This window comes from Mycetocola sp. Y442, from assembly GCF_056898615.1.
On record NZ_JBXHBV010000001.1, the window covers coordinates 1225743 to 1238651 of the forward strand.

Here is a 12909-nt window from a genome sequence, read left to right on the forward strand (position 1 = left end):
CCCACCTAAACTGGAGGGGTGTCAGATACCTCGCAGCCCTCAGTAACACCCAACGACATCCTCAGGCTCTTCCTCGAGCTCTTCGCGATAGTGTCTCTCGGCATCTGGGGCTTCCTGGCCTGGTCGCTGCCGTGGAACTTCGTCATCGGCATCGGCGCTCCGGTGATCGCCATCCTGCTGTGGGGGCTCTTCCGCTCGCCCAAGGCGGTCTTCCACATCGACCCGTACGGCAAGGCACTCATCGAACTCGCCGTCATGGGCGCTGCCGCACTCGCGTGGTGGGACCTCGGCGTCCCGTTCGTTGCCCTCGTCTTCGGCGTCGTCGCCGTCATCAGCGGCGTGGTGAACGGCCGACGCGAGTTCAGCCGATGAACGTCGTCGGCCAGCTGGTCGCCGAGCTTGGCACCGCCGTTGTGACGGATGCCGCTTCGCTGGCGCTCATGCAGGCCGACAAGTCCGGCCACGTGTCGGCATCCGCCCCTCTCGCCGTGGTCACCGCGACGTCGGTGGCCGACATCGCCACAACGCTGCGCATCGCCAACGCGACGGGAACGCCCGTCGTGACTCGCGGCGCCGGCACCGGTCTTGCCGGTGGCGCCATCGCGTCTGGCGGTGAGATCGTGTTGTCAACGCTCGCCATGGACCGCGTGCTCGAGATCAATCCGGCCGACCAGCTCGCGGTGATCGAGTCGGGCATCCTCAATGGTCGTTTCAACGAGATCCTCGCCGAGCATGGATTCTGGTTCGCACCGGACCCCGCCTCAAAGGCGATCTCCACCGTCGGCGGGAACATCGCGACCAACGCTGGCGGGCTGCTCTGCGCCAAGTACGGCGTCACGCGCGATGCGGTGCTCGGCCTTACCGTCGTGCTCGCGAGCGGCGAGGTACTCGAGCTCGGTCACCGCAGTGTCAAAGGTGTCACCGGGCTCGACCTGACCGCGCTCTTCGTCGGTTCGGAGGGACTGCTCGGTGTGATTGCCGGCGCGACAGTGCGCATCCGGCCGCTCGTCGCCGGTGCCGTAGCGACGATCGCCGCCTATTTCCCGACGGTGACGGATGCCGCCGCAGCGTCCGCTGGGATCACCGCCGCCGGCATCCAGCCCGCGGTGATGGAGATCATGGACGCGGCGTCGCTCGAGGCCACCGCGACCCTGCTTGCCCTCCCCACTGTCTCCACCGGCGAGGCGCACCTCGTCGTGCAGACCGACGGACCGGCCGCAGCGGCAGAAGCGGAAGCGGCGCTCGGCATCATTCTCGCGATGGGCGGGCGGGCGGAACTGTCGACGGACCCCGTCGCCGGCGAGCAGCTCCTGGCCGTTCGTCGGGCCATGCACCCCGCGATGGCGCGCCTGGGAACCACCCTGATCGAAGACGTCTCTGTTCCCCGGAGCGCACTGCCGGCGATGTTCGCGGAGATCGTCCGGATCGAGCAGGCATATGGCATCCGGATTCCCACCGTCGCCCACGCCGGCGACGGCAACCTCCACCCCAACTTCATCTTCGATGGCCCTGAGGTTCCCGACCTGATCTGGCGCGCGGCCGACGAGCTGTTCGGAGCGGCGTTGAAGCTCGGCGGCACCCTGACCGGTGAACACGGCATCGGGATCCTCAAGAAACGCTGGCTGGGCGATGAACTGGGCGAGACCCAGCTCGAGCTCCAGCGCCGCATCAAGGCGGTTTTCGACCCGAACGGCATCCTCAACCCGGGCAAGGTCTTCTAGCCCGCCGCTTCCCCTGCCACGAGCTGCGCCACGCTTGGCCCGCACTCGAAAACATCAGTTCCGGTCGAGCGCATCAGTTGCGCCGGGTGTTTTCGACCGGAACTGATGGTTTCGACCCTCGGCCGCCCCGACGGGCACCGGCTCCGGCTCCGCGCGAGTCGGCTACCGCGCCACGTCCCAGGCCACGAGCTGCGCGACGCTCTCGGGGGTTGTGTCACCGATGAGGATTCCTCCGGGCGCCGACAACGGTGCGAACCCCGCTGCTGTGGCGATTTTCGGGTGGGCGTCGAGGATCACAAAGCGCCCCTCTGACGCCGTGTTGAGCGCGGCAGCGACGATCCCAAGCAGGTGGGCGTCGAGCTCTTCCCACATCAGCGCTTCACCCGGCTGAGCCAGTTGTCCGTCTGGCCCGACCGCGTTGTCCTGCATCGCCCAGGTGAGCACGCCATGAATCGGACCGCTGATGGTCGCGGTCACCGGCTCGTCGCCGTCGATATCCCAGATAACACCCGACTCCCGGCCGGATTCGTACCGCGTGAGGTAGCGGATCATCTGGGGGTCGAGAACGCCGCGCTCGACGCTGAACGGCAGGATCACCAGCTGGTCGATGACGCGAGGGTCTCCTGCCATCGCGAGCTCGAGAAGGGAGACCTCACCGCGCTGGTAACGCTCAGCGGTGCGCTGGCCATCGATATCGCCGGGCTCAAGCGCGAAGACGCGGGAGTCGGTGAACAGGACAACCGTGTCGACGTTGAGGGCAGAGCGCGCCACCAGGAGCGGCCCGGCGAGAGCGTCGAGGGTGGGCAGCGCGAAAGCGAAGACCTGGCGGCCACCGCTCCAGCCCTCGATGACCATCGACCAGTCCGACTGGGCGTCGCCGATCGCTCGTTCACGGCGCATCCGGGCGCGAGCAGCCAGTTGCCCGGGCGAGAGCAGGTCGACCACCCTGTCGCTCAAATCCCCTGCCACTCGGGCTTGTTGTCGTACGTGTACCGGTAATAGTCGGCGAGCCTGAGTTTCGACGCGGCCGCTTCGTCGACGACGACCGTCGTGTGCGGGTGCAGCTGGATCGCCGAACCGGGAAGCATCGAACTCAGCGGTCCCTCGACAGCTGCGGCGACAGCATCCGCTTTGCCTTCACCGAACGCGAGCAGCACGAGGTGACGTGCCCGCAGGATGGTGCCGAGGCCCTGCGTGATGCAGTGCATGGGGACCTGGTCGGGTGAGTCGAAGAACCTGGCGTTGTCTGAACGGGTGCGCTCGGTGAGTGTCTTCACACGGGTGAGGGAGGCGAACGACGATCCTGGCTCGTTGAAACCGATGTGACCGTCGGAACCGATGCCGAGGATCTGCAGGTCGACCCCGCCAGCCTCGTGGATCGCTCGCTCGTAGTCCGCACCGGCCGACCGGATGGTTTCAGTCGCTCCGTTGGGAACGTGAATCCGCTCCGGTACCAGTCCGAGCGGTTCGACGACCTCGCGGTTGATGACTGATGTGTAGCTTTCGGGGTGGGACGCCGGCAGTCCGACGTACTCGTCAAGGGCGAAGGCTGACACCTTGCCGAGGTCGATATCTCCCACTCGCGCCGCGAGTGCCTTGTACACCGGCAATGGCGTCGACCCTGTGGCGAGGCCAAGAACCGCATCGGGCTTCGACGCGATCAGCGACAGGATGGCGTCAGCCACCAGGTCGCCGGCGGCACGGGAGTTTTCGACGATCACAACTTCAGCCATGGACTCACATTCTTCTTTGGTGCGGGGGTAATAACTGCTCACAGTCTGCCATGCGGCGCGGCCTCGCTTCTTCGGCGATGCCAGCAGCGGCAGGGGTTCCCCATCTTCACGCTGATACAGTCAATTCGATTACTCATCGCTCTCACCCAGCACTTTCTTTCAGGGGGAACTTGTGTCCAGGAACCGAACAACCAGCGCGGCAACGATCGGCATCATTGCCGTTCTTGGCCTTTTCCTCACCGGGTGCGCCAGTGGGCAGTCGCAGGCGGAGGCCTGCTCCATCGTGCAGTCAACACTCGAGGATGCACAGGCCGAACTCAGCGACAGCGTTTCATCGTTCGGGAACGACCCGGTCGCCGGCGCTGAAGCCGTGACCGAGCTCTCGGAGACCTTCTCGGAGGCGAATGACAAGATCACCAACGACGACGTCAAGCCGGAAAGCACGAAAGCCACAGAGGCGCTCAGCGGTTTCGCGGAACAAATGGAAATCGCGGCCGCTGACCCCGATAACGCGGACCAGACGGCGCTCACCGACGCCATTACCGAGGTCCAGACCACCTTCGGCGACCTGCAGGCGGTCTGCCAGGGCTAACCCCCGCAGCACAACGAAAACGCTCCCCGATCCACAGGATCGGGGAGCGTTTTGTTGTTGCTGGCTTTAGCCCAGGCGAGCCTTGAGGTTCGCCGTGATCTCGGCGAGGAACTCTTCGGTGGTCTGGTACGGCTGCTCGGGTCCGACGAGGAGCGCGAGGTCCTTCGTCATCTTGCCCGACTCGACGGTCTTGATGACGACGTCCTCGAGGGTCGACGCGAACTCGATGAGAGCGTCGTTGCCGTCCAGCTTGCCGCGGTGCGAGAGCCCGCGGGTCCAGGCGAAGATCGACGCGATCGGGTTGGTCGACGTCGGCTTGCCCTGCTGGTGCATGCGGTAGTGGCGCGTCACAGTTCCGTGTGCGGCCTCAGCCTCGACAACCTTGCCGTCCGGTGTTGCGAGAACACTGGTCATGAGACCGAGCGAACCGAAGCCCTGCGCGACGGTGTCAGACTGCACGTCTCCGTCGTAGTTCTTGCAGGCCCAGACGTATCCGCCCTCCCACTTCATGGCGGATGCCACCATGTCGTCGATGAGGCGGTGCTCGTAGGTCAGTCCAGCGGCATCGAACTGCTCTTTGAACTCAGCGTCGAAGATCTCCTGGAAGATGTCCTTGAACCGGCCGTCGTATGCCTTGAGGATGGTGTTCTTCGTGGAGAGGTACACCGGGTAGTTACGGGTGAGGCCGTAGTTGAGGCTCGCACGCGCGAAGTCGCGGATTGACGCGTCAAGGTTGTACTGAACCTGGGCGATGCCGTCGCTCGGGGCCTGGTAGACCTCGAACTTCTGCGGCTCGGAACCGTCCTCGGGCGTGAACTCGACCGTGAGTGTTCCCTTGCCCTTGAAGAGGAAGTCGGTGGCGCGGTACTGGTCACCGAAAGCGTGTCGACCGATGATGATCGGCTTGTTCCAGCCCGGTACGAGACGCGGGATGTTGGAGATGATGATCGGCTCGCGGAAGATCACGCCGCCGAGGATGTTACGGATTGTTCCGTTGGGGCTCTTCCACATCTTCTTGAGGCCGAATTCCTCAACGCGAGCCTCATCGGGTGTGATCGTCGCGCACTTGACGCCGACGCCGTGCTTCTGGATGGCGTGAGCAGCATCGATGGTGATCTGGTCATCCGTCTCGTCACGCTTCTGGATGCCGAGGTCGTAGTACTCGAGGTTCACGTCGAGGTACGGGTGAATCAGGGTGTCCTTGATGGACTGCCAGATGATGCGGGTCATCTCGTCGCCATCGAGCTCGACGACTGTGCCTTCAACCTTAATTTTTGACAATAGAAAGCTCCTAGCTTGTGGGGCCTTACCGACCGTCGTCAAGCTTACCTGAGAGCCGCAACTATCTTGATATCGAGAGATTTCAGGTTGTTGGCGATCAGCTCGCGAGTCGCAGCGCGCACTGCACCGTGAACGCGTTCCGTGGGGCGGTGACGTCGAAGCCCAGCACCTCGGACACCCGGGCCAGCCGGTACCTGATCGTGTTGGCGTGCACGTCGAGCGCTCGCGCACAGCCCTCGATCGAGCGGCCACTGTCGAGGTAGATGGCGATGGTTTCGAGCCAGTCGCTCGCGCCGTCCTGCAGCGGAACCAGGACGCGTTGCAGGAGCGCCGTTCGGGCGTCGGCATCACCGTTGAGTACACGCTCAGGCAAGAGCTGATCGGCGCTGACGATCGTCGGCACCTGCAGCCAGGTGTGAGCGACCCGCGCACCGAATACCGCGGCCCGGGCGCTCGTGGCCGCATCGGCCATCGAAACCACCACATCCCCGAGAACGGTGGTTTCCGACAGCGTCGCCGCGACGATGTCCCGTGCTATCTGCTCGACCTGAGCCAGCGCGACGGCGACGTCGTTCGACGCGGCCTGGGCCGCGTGCTCGCCCGCATCCGCCACCGGTAACGACAGAACGAGGATGAAGCGCCCGTTGCGCACACCGGCGAGCGCATCGGCGCCAGCGGCCCAGACCGCGCGGCGCAGCCGGTCTTCGTCGACGGTATCGCCGACGGCACCGACGACAACAACGCTCGCTCCTCCCCCGCGCCAGCCGACAGCACCGAGGCGATCGGCCAGATCGCCGACCCCTCGGCCGGCGAGAACCGAATCGATGGCCAGCTGCTCGAGTCGCGGGTCCCACAGCCCTGGCGACGCGCGGGAGACCGCGTAGATCTCGGCCGCTTCGAACGCCAACTGGCGGGAGAAGTCGAGGCTGGCTTCCCGGTACGCAGCGGCCTCGGGACCGATGAGGCTGTCTTCGACGGCGGCGACGGACACCCGGATCAGCTGCAGCGTCTGCTCGAGGCTGATCGAACGAACAAGCTCGGCAGGCGCTTCGCCGAACACGCGCGGGACAGCCGACGGGTCCGGGTGCGAGCAGTATGAGACGAACGCCTCGATGAGCGACCTCGTGATCTCTTCGATGGCCGCCCGCCTCGCGGCGGGGAGCACTTGGAACCAGGGGAGTTCGCCGTCCATCCGCGCCAGAACCCGAACAAGCAGTTCACGACCGGTGAGCGTTTGCCCCTCGGCGTCCGATCGGCTCGAGTGCGGTGACACTGACGACATTTCCCACCTCCGCACTCGATGGTACGCGTCGGACAGGCCTCGGAGGCACTCCGATCGGCGCTCGGCTGCCGCTCGGGGCGTTGCGGAATCCCCGGGTTAACGGTTCCTGAACTTAACCGTCAGTGACGCTCCCGGCTACCGGAGATCGGACGGTTCCGGCTAGCCTTGCAGCATGCCTGAACTGAGACTCGTCGAACTGTCCGCCTCTACGATCGTCGCTGTCAACACGCTGACTCTCAAGCCGGGACAGGAACAGTTTGTTGCTCCGGTCTCCTATTCCGTCGCTGCCGCCGTGCTCGACCCGGCCACAACCTGGCAGCGGGTGATCCTCGACGGTGACGAGGTCGTGGGTTTCGTCCAGGCCAATTTCGACCCCGACGGCGAAGACGAATTCCGCTCCATCCTGTGGCGAATCAACGTCGATGCTGACGACCAGGGTCGCGGCGTCGGTACTTTCGCTGTTGAGGCGCTCAGCTCCGAGGCCGCGAAGCGCGGATTCGATCACGTCAACGTCATCTACGAACCCGGAGAGCTCGGCCCGGAGGCATTCTTCCGCCACGTCGGATTCGAGCCGGTCAGCGAGACGCAGTACGGCGAGACGGTCGGCGTCCGCAAGCTCTAGAACATGGCGAGAGCCCAGCCGGAAGCACGGGATGAGGTCGCGATAGTCCTCGACATCGTCGAGTCGATCCCGCCCGGTCGCGTCATGAGTTACGGGCAGGTCGCCGCGACATTCGGTTCGCGATCCGCTCGCGGCGTCGGTCGCATCATGGCCTTGTACGGCAGCGATGTCCCGTGGTGGCGTGTCGTGCGGGCCGGCGGCCTGCCGCCTCAGTCCCACGAGGAAGAGGCACTCGTTCACTACGAGGCCGAGGAGACCCCGCTGCGGACGCGCGCAGACGGCGGCTACCGCGTCGCGGCATCCGCCTTCGTCTGAGAACAGCGGATGCTGTCGCCCGGTTCACAGGAAATCGCACGGTTAACAGGCGAGAAAGCGGGCTTTCTTCCTGTCAGCCGTGCGATGTCCTGTTAAACCAGCGAGTCCCGCCACGCCGCGTGCAACTGGGCAAACCTGCCGGTGCCCGAGATCAGCTCAGAGGGACTGCCGTCCTCCACGATTTTGCCGTGCTCCATCACGAGCACGCGGTCGGCGATCGCCACCGTCGACAACCGGTGCGCGATGATCACCGCCGTGCGATCGGCGAGCAGGGTCTGCAGCGCCTCCTGCACGAGCCGCTCGCTCGGGATGTCGAGGGATGCCGTCGCCTCGTCGAGAATGAGCACCGCAGGGTCGGCGAGGAACGCCCTGGCGAACGAAATCAACTGGCGCTGGCCCGCCGACACCCGGCCGCCGCGCTTATTGACGTCGGTGTCGTACCCGTTCGGAAGCGACTCGATGAAGGTGTCAGCGCCGACAGCGCGGGCGGCAGCCATGATCTCGTCGCGGCTGGCCTCTGGCTTCCCGATCGCGATGTTGTCGGCAACGGAACCCGAGAACAGGTACGCCTCCTGGGTGACCATGACGATCGCCCGGCGCAGGTCCTTGGGGTGCAGCATCCGCAAATCGACGCCGTCCAGGGTCACGGTTCCCTCTGTCGGATCGTAGAACCGCGAGATCAGCTTGGCGAGAGTCGACTTTCCCGCCCCGGTTGACCCGACGAGCGCGATCGTCTGGCCAGCGGGCAGATCGAGGGTGAAGTCGGGCAGCACGACGTTGTCGTCCTTGTACGCGAACCGCACACCGTCGAAGTGCACGTGTCCGCGCGCCGTCCACAGGTCGACGGGATGCACCGGGTCAGGAACCGTCGGCTTCTCCTCGAGCACACCCGAAATCTTCTCGAGCGCGGCCGCGGCTGACTGGTAGGAGTTGTAGAACATCGCCATCTCCTCCATCGGGTCGTAGAAACGACGCGTGTACAGCACAACGGCGAGCAGGGCACCGATCGCCAGCGAGCCGTCGATGACACGGAACCCGCCAACGAGCAGCACGATCGCGACGGTGACGTTTCCGATGAAGACGAGACCGGGGTCGAAGACGCCGAACAGCTGGATGACCCTCGCGTTGACGCTCCGGTAGTCCTCGACGAGTTCACCGAAGTGCTCGGCGTTGCGCTTCTCCTTGCGAAACGCCTTCACGGCACGGATGCCGGTCATGGTCTCGACGAACTGCACGATGACCTTCGCGGATGCCACGCGCGACTGGCGGAACAGCGCCTGCGACCGCTTCTGGAACCAGCGGGTGAGGAAATAGAGCGGCACAAGCGAGCCCAGCAGAACCAGTCCGCTGATGCCGTCGAGCAGGAACAGCGCCACTCCGGTGAAGAGCATGTACAGGATGCCGGAGACAAGCTGGTTGATACCCGAATCGAGGAGTTCGCGAATCGCGTCGAGGTCACTGGTCTGCCTCGAGATGATGCGCCCGGACGTGTAGCTCTCGTGGAACTCGAGGCTGAGCTTCTGGGTCTGGAGGAACACCCGTTTGCGCAGGTCGATGAGGATCGCCTGCCCGACCCGCGCGCTCAGCACGGTGTACCAGGCCATCAGGATCGCGCCGATCACACCGGTGAACAGGTACAGCCCGACAATGACGAACGCCGGCATCCAGTCGTTCGACTCGAGAACGGCCGGCAGGCCCCTGTCGATGCCGAATGCGATGAGCGCGGGGCCGGCCACCTGGGCCGCGACCGAGACGGTTACAACGAGCATCGTCAGGACAAGGCGCAGCTTGAGCGGCGCAAGCAGCGAGCCGAGCAGTCTCAGCGACCTGCGCCGGATCTGCGCGCTCTCCTTCTTCGTGAAGTCGTCGCGTTCTTCACCCTCGACGCCGTCCACCGTTGCGGTGCTCACTTGCTCACCTCTTCCTGTTCCCGAATTTCCTCTGCGAGGGCACGGTCGATCTGTTCGGCGGCCTCGCGTTTCTCTTCGTCCTCGAGGCTCGAGATCACGAACTTGTAGTGCTCGTTGGTCCTGATCAGCTCGCTGTGTCGTCCGACGGCGGTGATCCTGCCATGCTCGAGCAGGGCCACCCGGTCGGCCAGCATGACCGTGGACGGCCGGTGCGCGACGACCAGCGCCGTCGTCGAGGCGAGCACGCGCCGGAGGGCCGCCTCCACGAGAGCCTCGGTGTCCACGTCGAGCGCAGAGAGCGGGTCATCGAGGACGAGGACCGCGGGGTTCGCCGCGACCGCCCTGGCGAGAGCCAGCCGCTGTCGCTGTCCGCCGGAGAGGCTGAGTCCCTCTTCGCCGACCTTCGTGTCAACACCGTCGGGCAGGTCGCGCACAAAGCCGGCCTGCGCGATGTCGAGAGCCTCGTTCATGACGGCATCCGCTTCACCGCTTGTCGGATCGAGGTCAGCTCGTCCGAGCAGAACGTTGTCACGAACGGATGCCGAGAACAGCGTCGCATCCTCGAAGGCCATCGCGATGTGGGTGCGGAGTTCCTCGCGCCTGAGGTCCCTCACGTCGATTCCATCCAGCGTCACCCGCCCACCGGTCACGTCGTACAGGCGTGCCGGCAACGCCGTCAGTGTCGACTTTCCCGAGCCGGTCAGGCCGACGAGGGCCATGGTCTCCCCCGGCTCGAGGCTGAGGTCGACGCCGTCGATCAGGTCAGGGACACCGGCGGGCGAATCCGGGTACCTGAAGTGGACATCCTCAAACACGAGGCGTCCCTCCGGCGCGAGGATCGTCTTCGGGTTCTCCGGGTCGGTGATCGTATTCGCGGTATCGAGCACCTCGAAGAACCTGTCGGTTGCCGTCCTGGTGTCGAACGTCATGGACAGGAGGAACCCGATCGATTCGATCGGGAACCGCAGCACCGTCGCGGTCGCGAAGAACGCGAACAACTGGCCGACGGTGATTTCTCCGGTCGACGCCAGCCAGATCCCGGTGAACAGGCACAGCGCAAATGCGATGTCTGGCAAGAGAAGCAGCCACAGCCAGATGCCAGCGATGGCCTTGGCTTTCTCGATCTCCGTCCCCCGCAGGCTCTCCGCCTGCGACTCGAAGTTGCGCAGCGCGTACTTTCCCCGGCCAAACGCCTTGAGCACACGGATGCCGTGCACGGACTCCTCGACGGCCGTTGCGAGGTCACCGGCCTGGTCCTGGCTCCTCCTCGCGATGATCGAGTACTTCTTCTCGAATACGAAGCCGTAAATCCATACCGGGATCGCGAGGGTGAGGAAGATCGTGCCGAGAAGCCAGTGCCAGTAGAAGAGAACGGCGGCCCCGATCACGATCGTGACCATGTTGACCACGAGCAGCACGAGCCCGAACGACAGCCAGCGGCGGATGAGGTTGAGGTCGCTGATCGCGCGGGAGAGCAACTGTCCGGACTGCCAGCGGTCGTGGAAGGCGACCGGCAGGTCCTGAAGCCGGGCATACAGCGAATTGCGCATTGCGGCCTCGACGTGGGTGCCGGGGGTCAGCACGAACCAGCGCCGCAGGGCGATGAAGACAGCCTCGAGGATGCCCAGTCCGAGCACACCCGCAGCCGCCCACCAGATCTGCGACGTGTCCTTCGTCGCGAGCGGGCCGTCGACGAGAGCCTCGAGCACCAGGGGGATGCCGAGGGCAACGAGACCGGCGCCGAGCGCAGCGCCCATGCCGAGGTAGATCCGCGGCAGCGCGGACTTCGCGTACGGGTAGATCCGCAGGAGTGAGCGGAATGTGCTCAGTGTCGAGGTGTGGTTCGATACTGGCTGGGTTGTACTGGCGTCGGTGTGACGAGCCATAGCGAGAGACTTCTCTTCCATGAAAGAGCCCGACGGGCGGGCAGAGGGAAAGCGTTATGTTCCCGGAGAAACGAAGGTGTGAGACGGCAGATTCCCTGGCGGGACAGCTGCGACGGAACCGTCGACCGCGACGGAAGGCTCGTCGGCGGTGTCAGGACGCGGGATACGAAATCCTGGCCAGGAGGTGCGATCGGGAGGGGCGGACTCGCGAAAGGCGCACCCCCGAGGCCGCTGGGCTCTGAGCCAGTGTCTTCATCGGGTACATCATCACGTCCTCCTTGCCGCAGTACAGCCCTTCAGCCTAGAACGTGGTGCTCAGCGTCGCAAGAAGTTTTTTGCCGGGTTTAGCCGACCCGCACCGAGAGGCAGGTCACCGAACCCTCGAGCTTCTCGAACTCGCTGATGTCGACGCTGACAACCGTGTAACCCAGGTCCTCAACAAGCTTCGCCGTCTTCGGCGCCGACGCTGACATCATCACTGTGTCCTCGGACAGCGCGATCACGTTGGCGCCCGCTCTCTCCGGCGCCGCAAGGAAGTGGGGGAAGAACGCAGCGTTATCGACGAGGTCGGGGTGACCGATGATGGTCCCGTCGGGGAGTGCCGTCATCGCGGTCTTGAGGTGGAGCGCCTTCGTGACGCGGACCGCTGTGACGTTGTAGCCTTCGCGCGTCGCGATCTCGCGCAACTGGCGGACCCCTTCCGCGTTGGTCCGTCCACCGCGACCGACGTAGATCCTGTTGCCGACGATCAGCACGTCACCGCCGTCGAGGGTGCCTGGGCTCATGATCCGTTCGATCCGAAGACCGAGCGACTCAGCAGTCTCCTCGGCGGCCTCCGCCTCGTCACGGCGGCTGCTGACCCCGGATCGTGTCACGATCGCCACCGGGCCGACAACAACCAGGGTGTCCTCTACGAAGACTGAGTCGGCGAGCTTGTCGGCGAAGGTGACCTCGCGGGTAGTCCAGCCGTTGCTCTCCAGGGCCTTCGTGTATGCGTCCCACTGCGTGTCGGCGAGTTCGGTGTCGACGGGCGTGCGATCGATGTGGGTGACGGTCCCCTTGGCGAGGTTCGACGCCGGCATCCTCACCAGTGCGACCCGCGCGCCAGCCTTGGCCGCTGCCGCCTTCCACTCGATGGCCCTCGTGTAGACGGCCCGGCCGATGGTGGGGGCGATGATCGTGGCAACCACAACGTAGACGCCGTTGATGCTGACCAGCGTGCCGAAGAGGTACTCGATCACCTCGCCGTTGAGGCCGAACCCACCGGCGAGTGTCGTGATGCCTGTACCGATCAGCGCACCGACGAGCCCGGCGAACAGGCCGACCAGAAGTGCCGTCCACCACTGCCTCAGGGCGCCGACGATGGCGAAGACAAAGACGAGCAGGAAGGCGAAGAGACTGCCGAGGAAGTAATAATCGCTGACCTGCGTGAGCACAGCCGACTGGTACTGCTGCGAAACGAAGAACACGAACACGCTGGCAGCGTGGGTCACGAGAACCGTGGTCAGTGCGGCGAGGAAGGACGAAACGAGCCTGCGGCCCCACGAAACAGTCATGGCTTGAGCCT

The 12909-nt window shown here is 65.0% G+C and carries 12 protein-coding genes; 5 read left to right on the top strand and 7 right to left on the bottom strand.

Annotated features, from left to right (window positions below; translation table 11 throughout):
* Positions 1–18: 18 nt before the first annotated feature.
* Complete coding sequence (locus AC1X6S_RS05835) at positions 19–372, top strand: YrdB family protein (RefSeq protein WP_108962855.1); 354 nt, start codon at positions 19–21, stop codon at positions 370–372.
* Positions 369–1721, top strand: coding sequence for an FAD-binding oxidoreductase (locus AC1X6S_RS05840; protein WP_483404816.1), 1353 nt, complete (start codon positions 369–371; stop codon positions 1719–1721). Before AC1X6S_RS05835 ends, AC1X6S_RS05840 begins: the two co-directional genes overlap by 4 nt.
* Before the next feature lie 162 nt (positions 1722–1883).
* Here the strand turns inward: AC1X6S_RS05840 and AC1X6S_RS05845 are convergent, their stop codons facing one another.
* Both AC1X6S_RS05845 and nagB read right to left on the bottom strand, forming a co-directional pair.
* Positions 1884–2690, bottom strand: a complete 807-nt coding sequence (locus AC1X6S_RS05845; protein ID WP_483404817.1) for a hypothetical protein — start codon at positions 2688–2690, stop codon at positions 1884–1886.
* Positions 2675–3454 (bottom strand): glucosamine-6-phosphate deaminase, encoded by a 780-nt coding sequence (gene nagB, locus AC1X6S_RS05850; protein ID WP_483404818.1) that lies wholly within the window; start codon positions 3452–3454, stop codon positions 2675–2677. The genes AC1X6S_RS05845 and nagB overlap by 16 nt, the downstream gene beginning before the upstream one ends.
* A gap of 172 nt (positions 3455–3626) precedes the next feature.
* Between nagB and AC1X6S_RS05855 the strand changes: the two genes are divergently transcribed.
* Positions 3627–4046, top strand: coding sequence for a hypothetical protein (locus AC1X6S_RS05855; protein WP_483404819.1), 420 nt, complete (start codon positions 3627–3629; stop codon positions 4044–4046).
* A gap of 66 nt (positions 4047–4112) precedes the next feature.
* Here the strand turns inward: AC1X6S_RS05855 and AC1X6S_RS05860 are convergent, their stop codons facing one another.
* Positions 4113–5327 (bottom strand): NADP-dependent isocitrate dehydrogenase, encoded by a 1215-nt coding sequence (locus AC1X6S_RS05860; protein WP_483404820.1) that lies wholly within the window; start codon positions 5325–5327, stop codon positions 4113–4115.
* A 97-nt stretch (positions 5328–5424) separates the two neighbouring features.
* The gene (locus AC1X6S_RS05865) at positions 5425–6609 is read right to left on the bottom strand and encodes a PucR family transcriptional regulator (protein WP_483404821.1); all 1185 of its coding nucleotides are present in this window, start codon (positions 6607–6609) and stop codon (positions 5425–5427) included.
* Positions 6610–6781: 172 nt separating this feature from the next.
* Here AC1X6S_RS05865 and AC1X6S_RS05870 point away from each other — a divergent pair, with 172 nt between their 5' ends.
* Positions 6782–7231, top strand: a complete 450-nt coding sequence (locus AC1X6S_RS05870) for a GNAT family N-acetyltransferase (RefSeq protein WP_483404822.1) — start codon at positions 6782–6784, stop codon at positions 7229–7231.
* 3 nt (positions 7232–7234) lie between these two features.
* The gene (locus AC1X6S_RS05875) at positions 7235–7546 is read left to right on the top strand and encodes an MGMT family protein (protein WP_483404823.1); all 312 of its coding nucleotides are present in this window, start codon (positions 7235–7237) and stop codon (positions 7544–7546) included.
* Positions 7547–7638: 92 nt separating this feature from the next.
* Here the strand turns inward: AC1X6S_RS05875 and AC1X6S_RS05880 are convergent, their stop codons facing one another.
* The 3 genes from AC1X6S_RS05880 to ddaH all read right to left on the bottom strand — a co-directional run bounded on the left by AC1X6S_RS05880 (position 7639) and on the right by ddaH (position 12898).
* Positions 7639–9456 (bottom strand): ABC transporter ATP-binding protein, encoded by a 1818-nt coding sequence (locus tag AC1X6S_RS05880; protein ID WP_483404824.1) that lies wholly within the window; start codon positions 9454–9456, stop codon positions 7639–7641.
* On the bottom strand, positions 9453–11342 hold the full coding sequence (locus AC1X6S_RS05885; RefSeq protein WP_483404825.1) for an ABC transporter ATP-binding protein: 1890 nt from the start codon (positions 11340–11342) through the stop codon (positions 9453–9455). The genes AC1X6S_RS05880 and AC1X6S_RS05885 overlap by 4 nt, the downstream gene beginning before the upstream one ends.
* Positions 11343–11686: 344 nt before the next feature.
* Entirely contained in the window at positions 11687–12898 is a 1212-nt protein-coding gene (gene ddaH, locus AC1X6S_RS05890) for a dimethylargininase (RefSeq protein WP_483404826.1), read from the bottom strand.
* Positions 12899–12909 lie beyond the last annotated feature (11 nt).

Coding starts and splice junctions, on each gene's coding strand:
- AC1X6S_RS05875 (WP_483404823.1), top strand. CDS start 7,235: ATGGCGAGAGCCCAGCCGGAAGCACGGGATGAGGTCGCGATAGTCCTC.
- nagB (WP_483404818.1), bottom strand. CDS start 3,454: ATGGCTGAAGTTGTGATCGTCGAAAACTCCCGTGCCGCCGGCGACCTG.
- AC1X6S_RS05865 (WP_483404821.1), bottom strand. CDS start 6,609: ATGTCGTCAGTGTCACCGCACTCGAGCCGATCGGACGCCGAGGGGCAA.
- AC1X6S_RS05840 (WP_483404816.1), top strand. CDS start 369: ATGAACGTCGTCGGCCAGCTGGTCGCCGAGCTTGGCACCGCCGTTGTG.
- AC1X6S_RS05870 (WP_483404822.1), top strand. CDS start 6,782: ATGCCTGAACTGAGACTCGTCGAACTGTCCGCCTCTACGATCGTCGCT.
- AC1X6S_RS05885 (WP_483404825.1), bottom strand. CDS start 11,342: ATGGCTCGTCACACCGACGCCAGTACAACCCAGCCAGTATCGAACCAC.
- ddaH (WP_483404826.1), bottom strand. CDS start 12,898: ATGACTGTTTCGTGGGGCCGCAGGCTCGTTTCGTCCTTCCTCGCCGCA.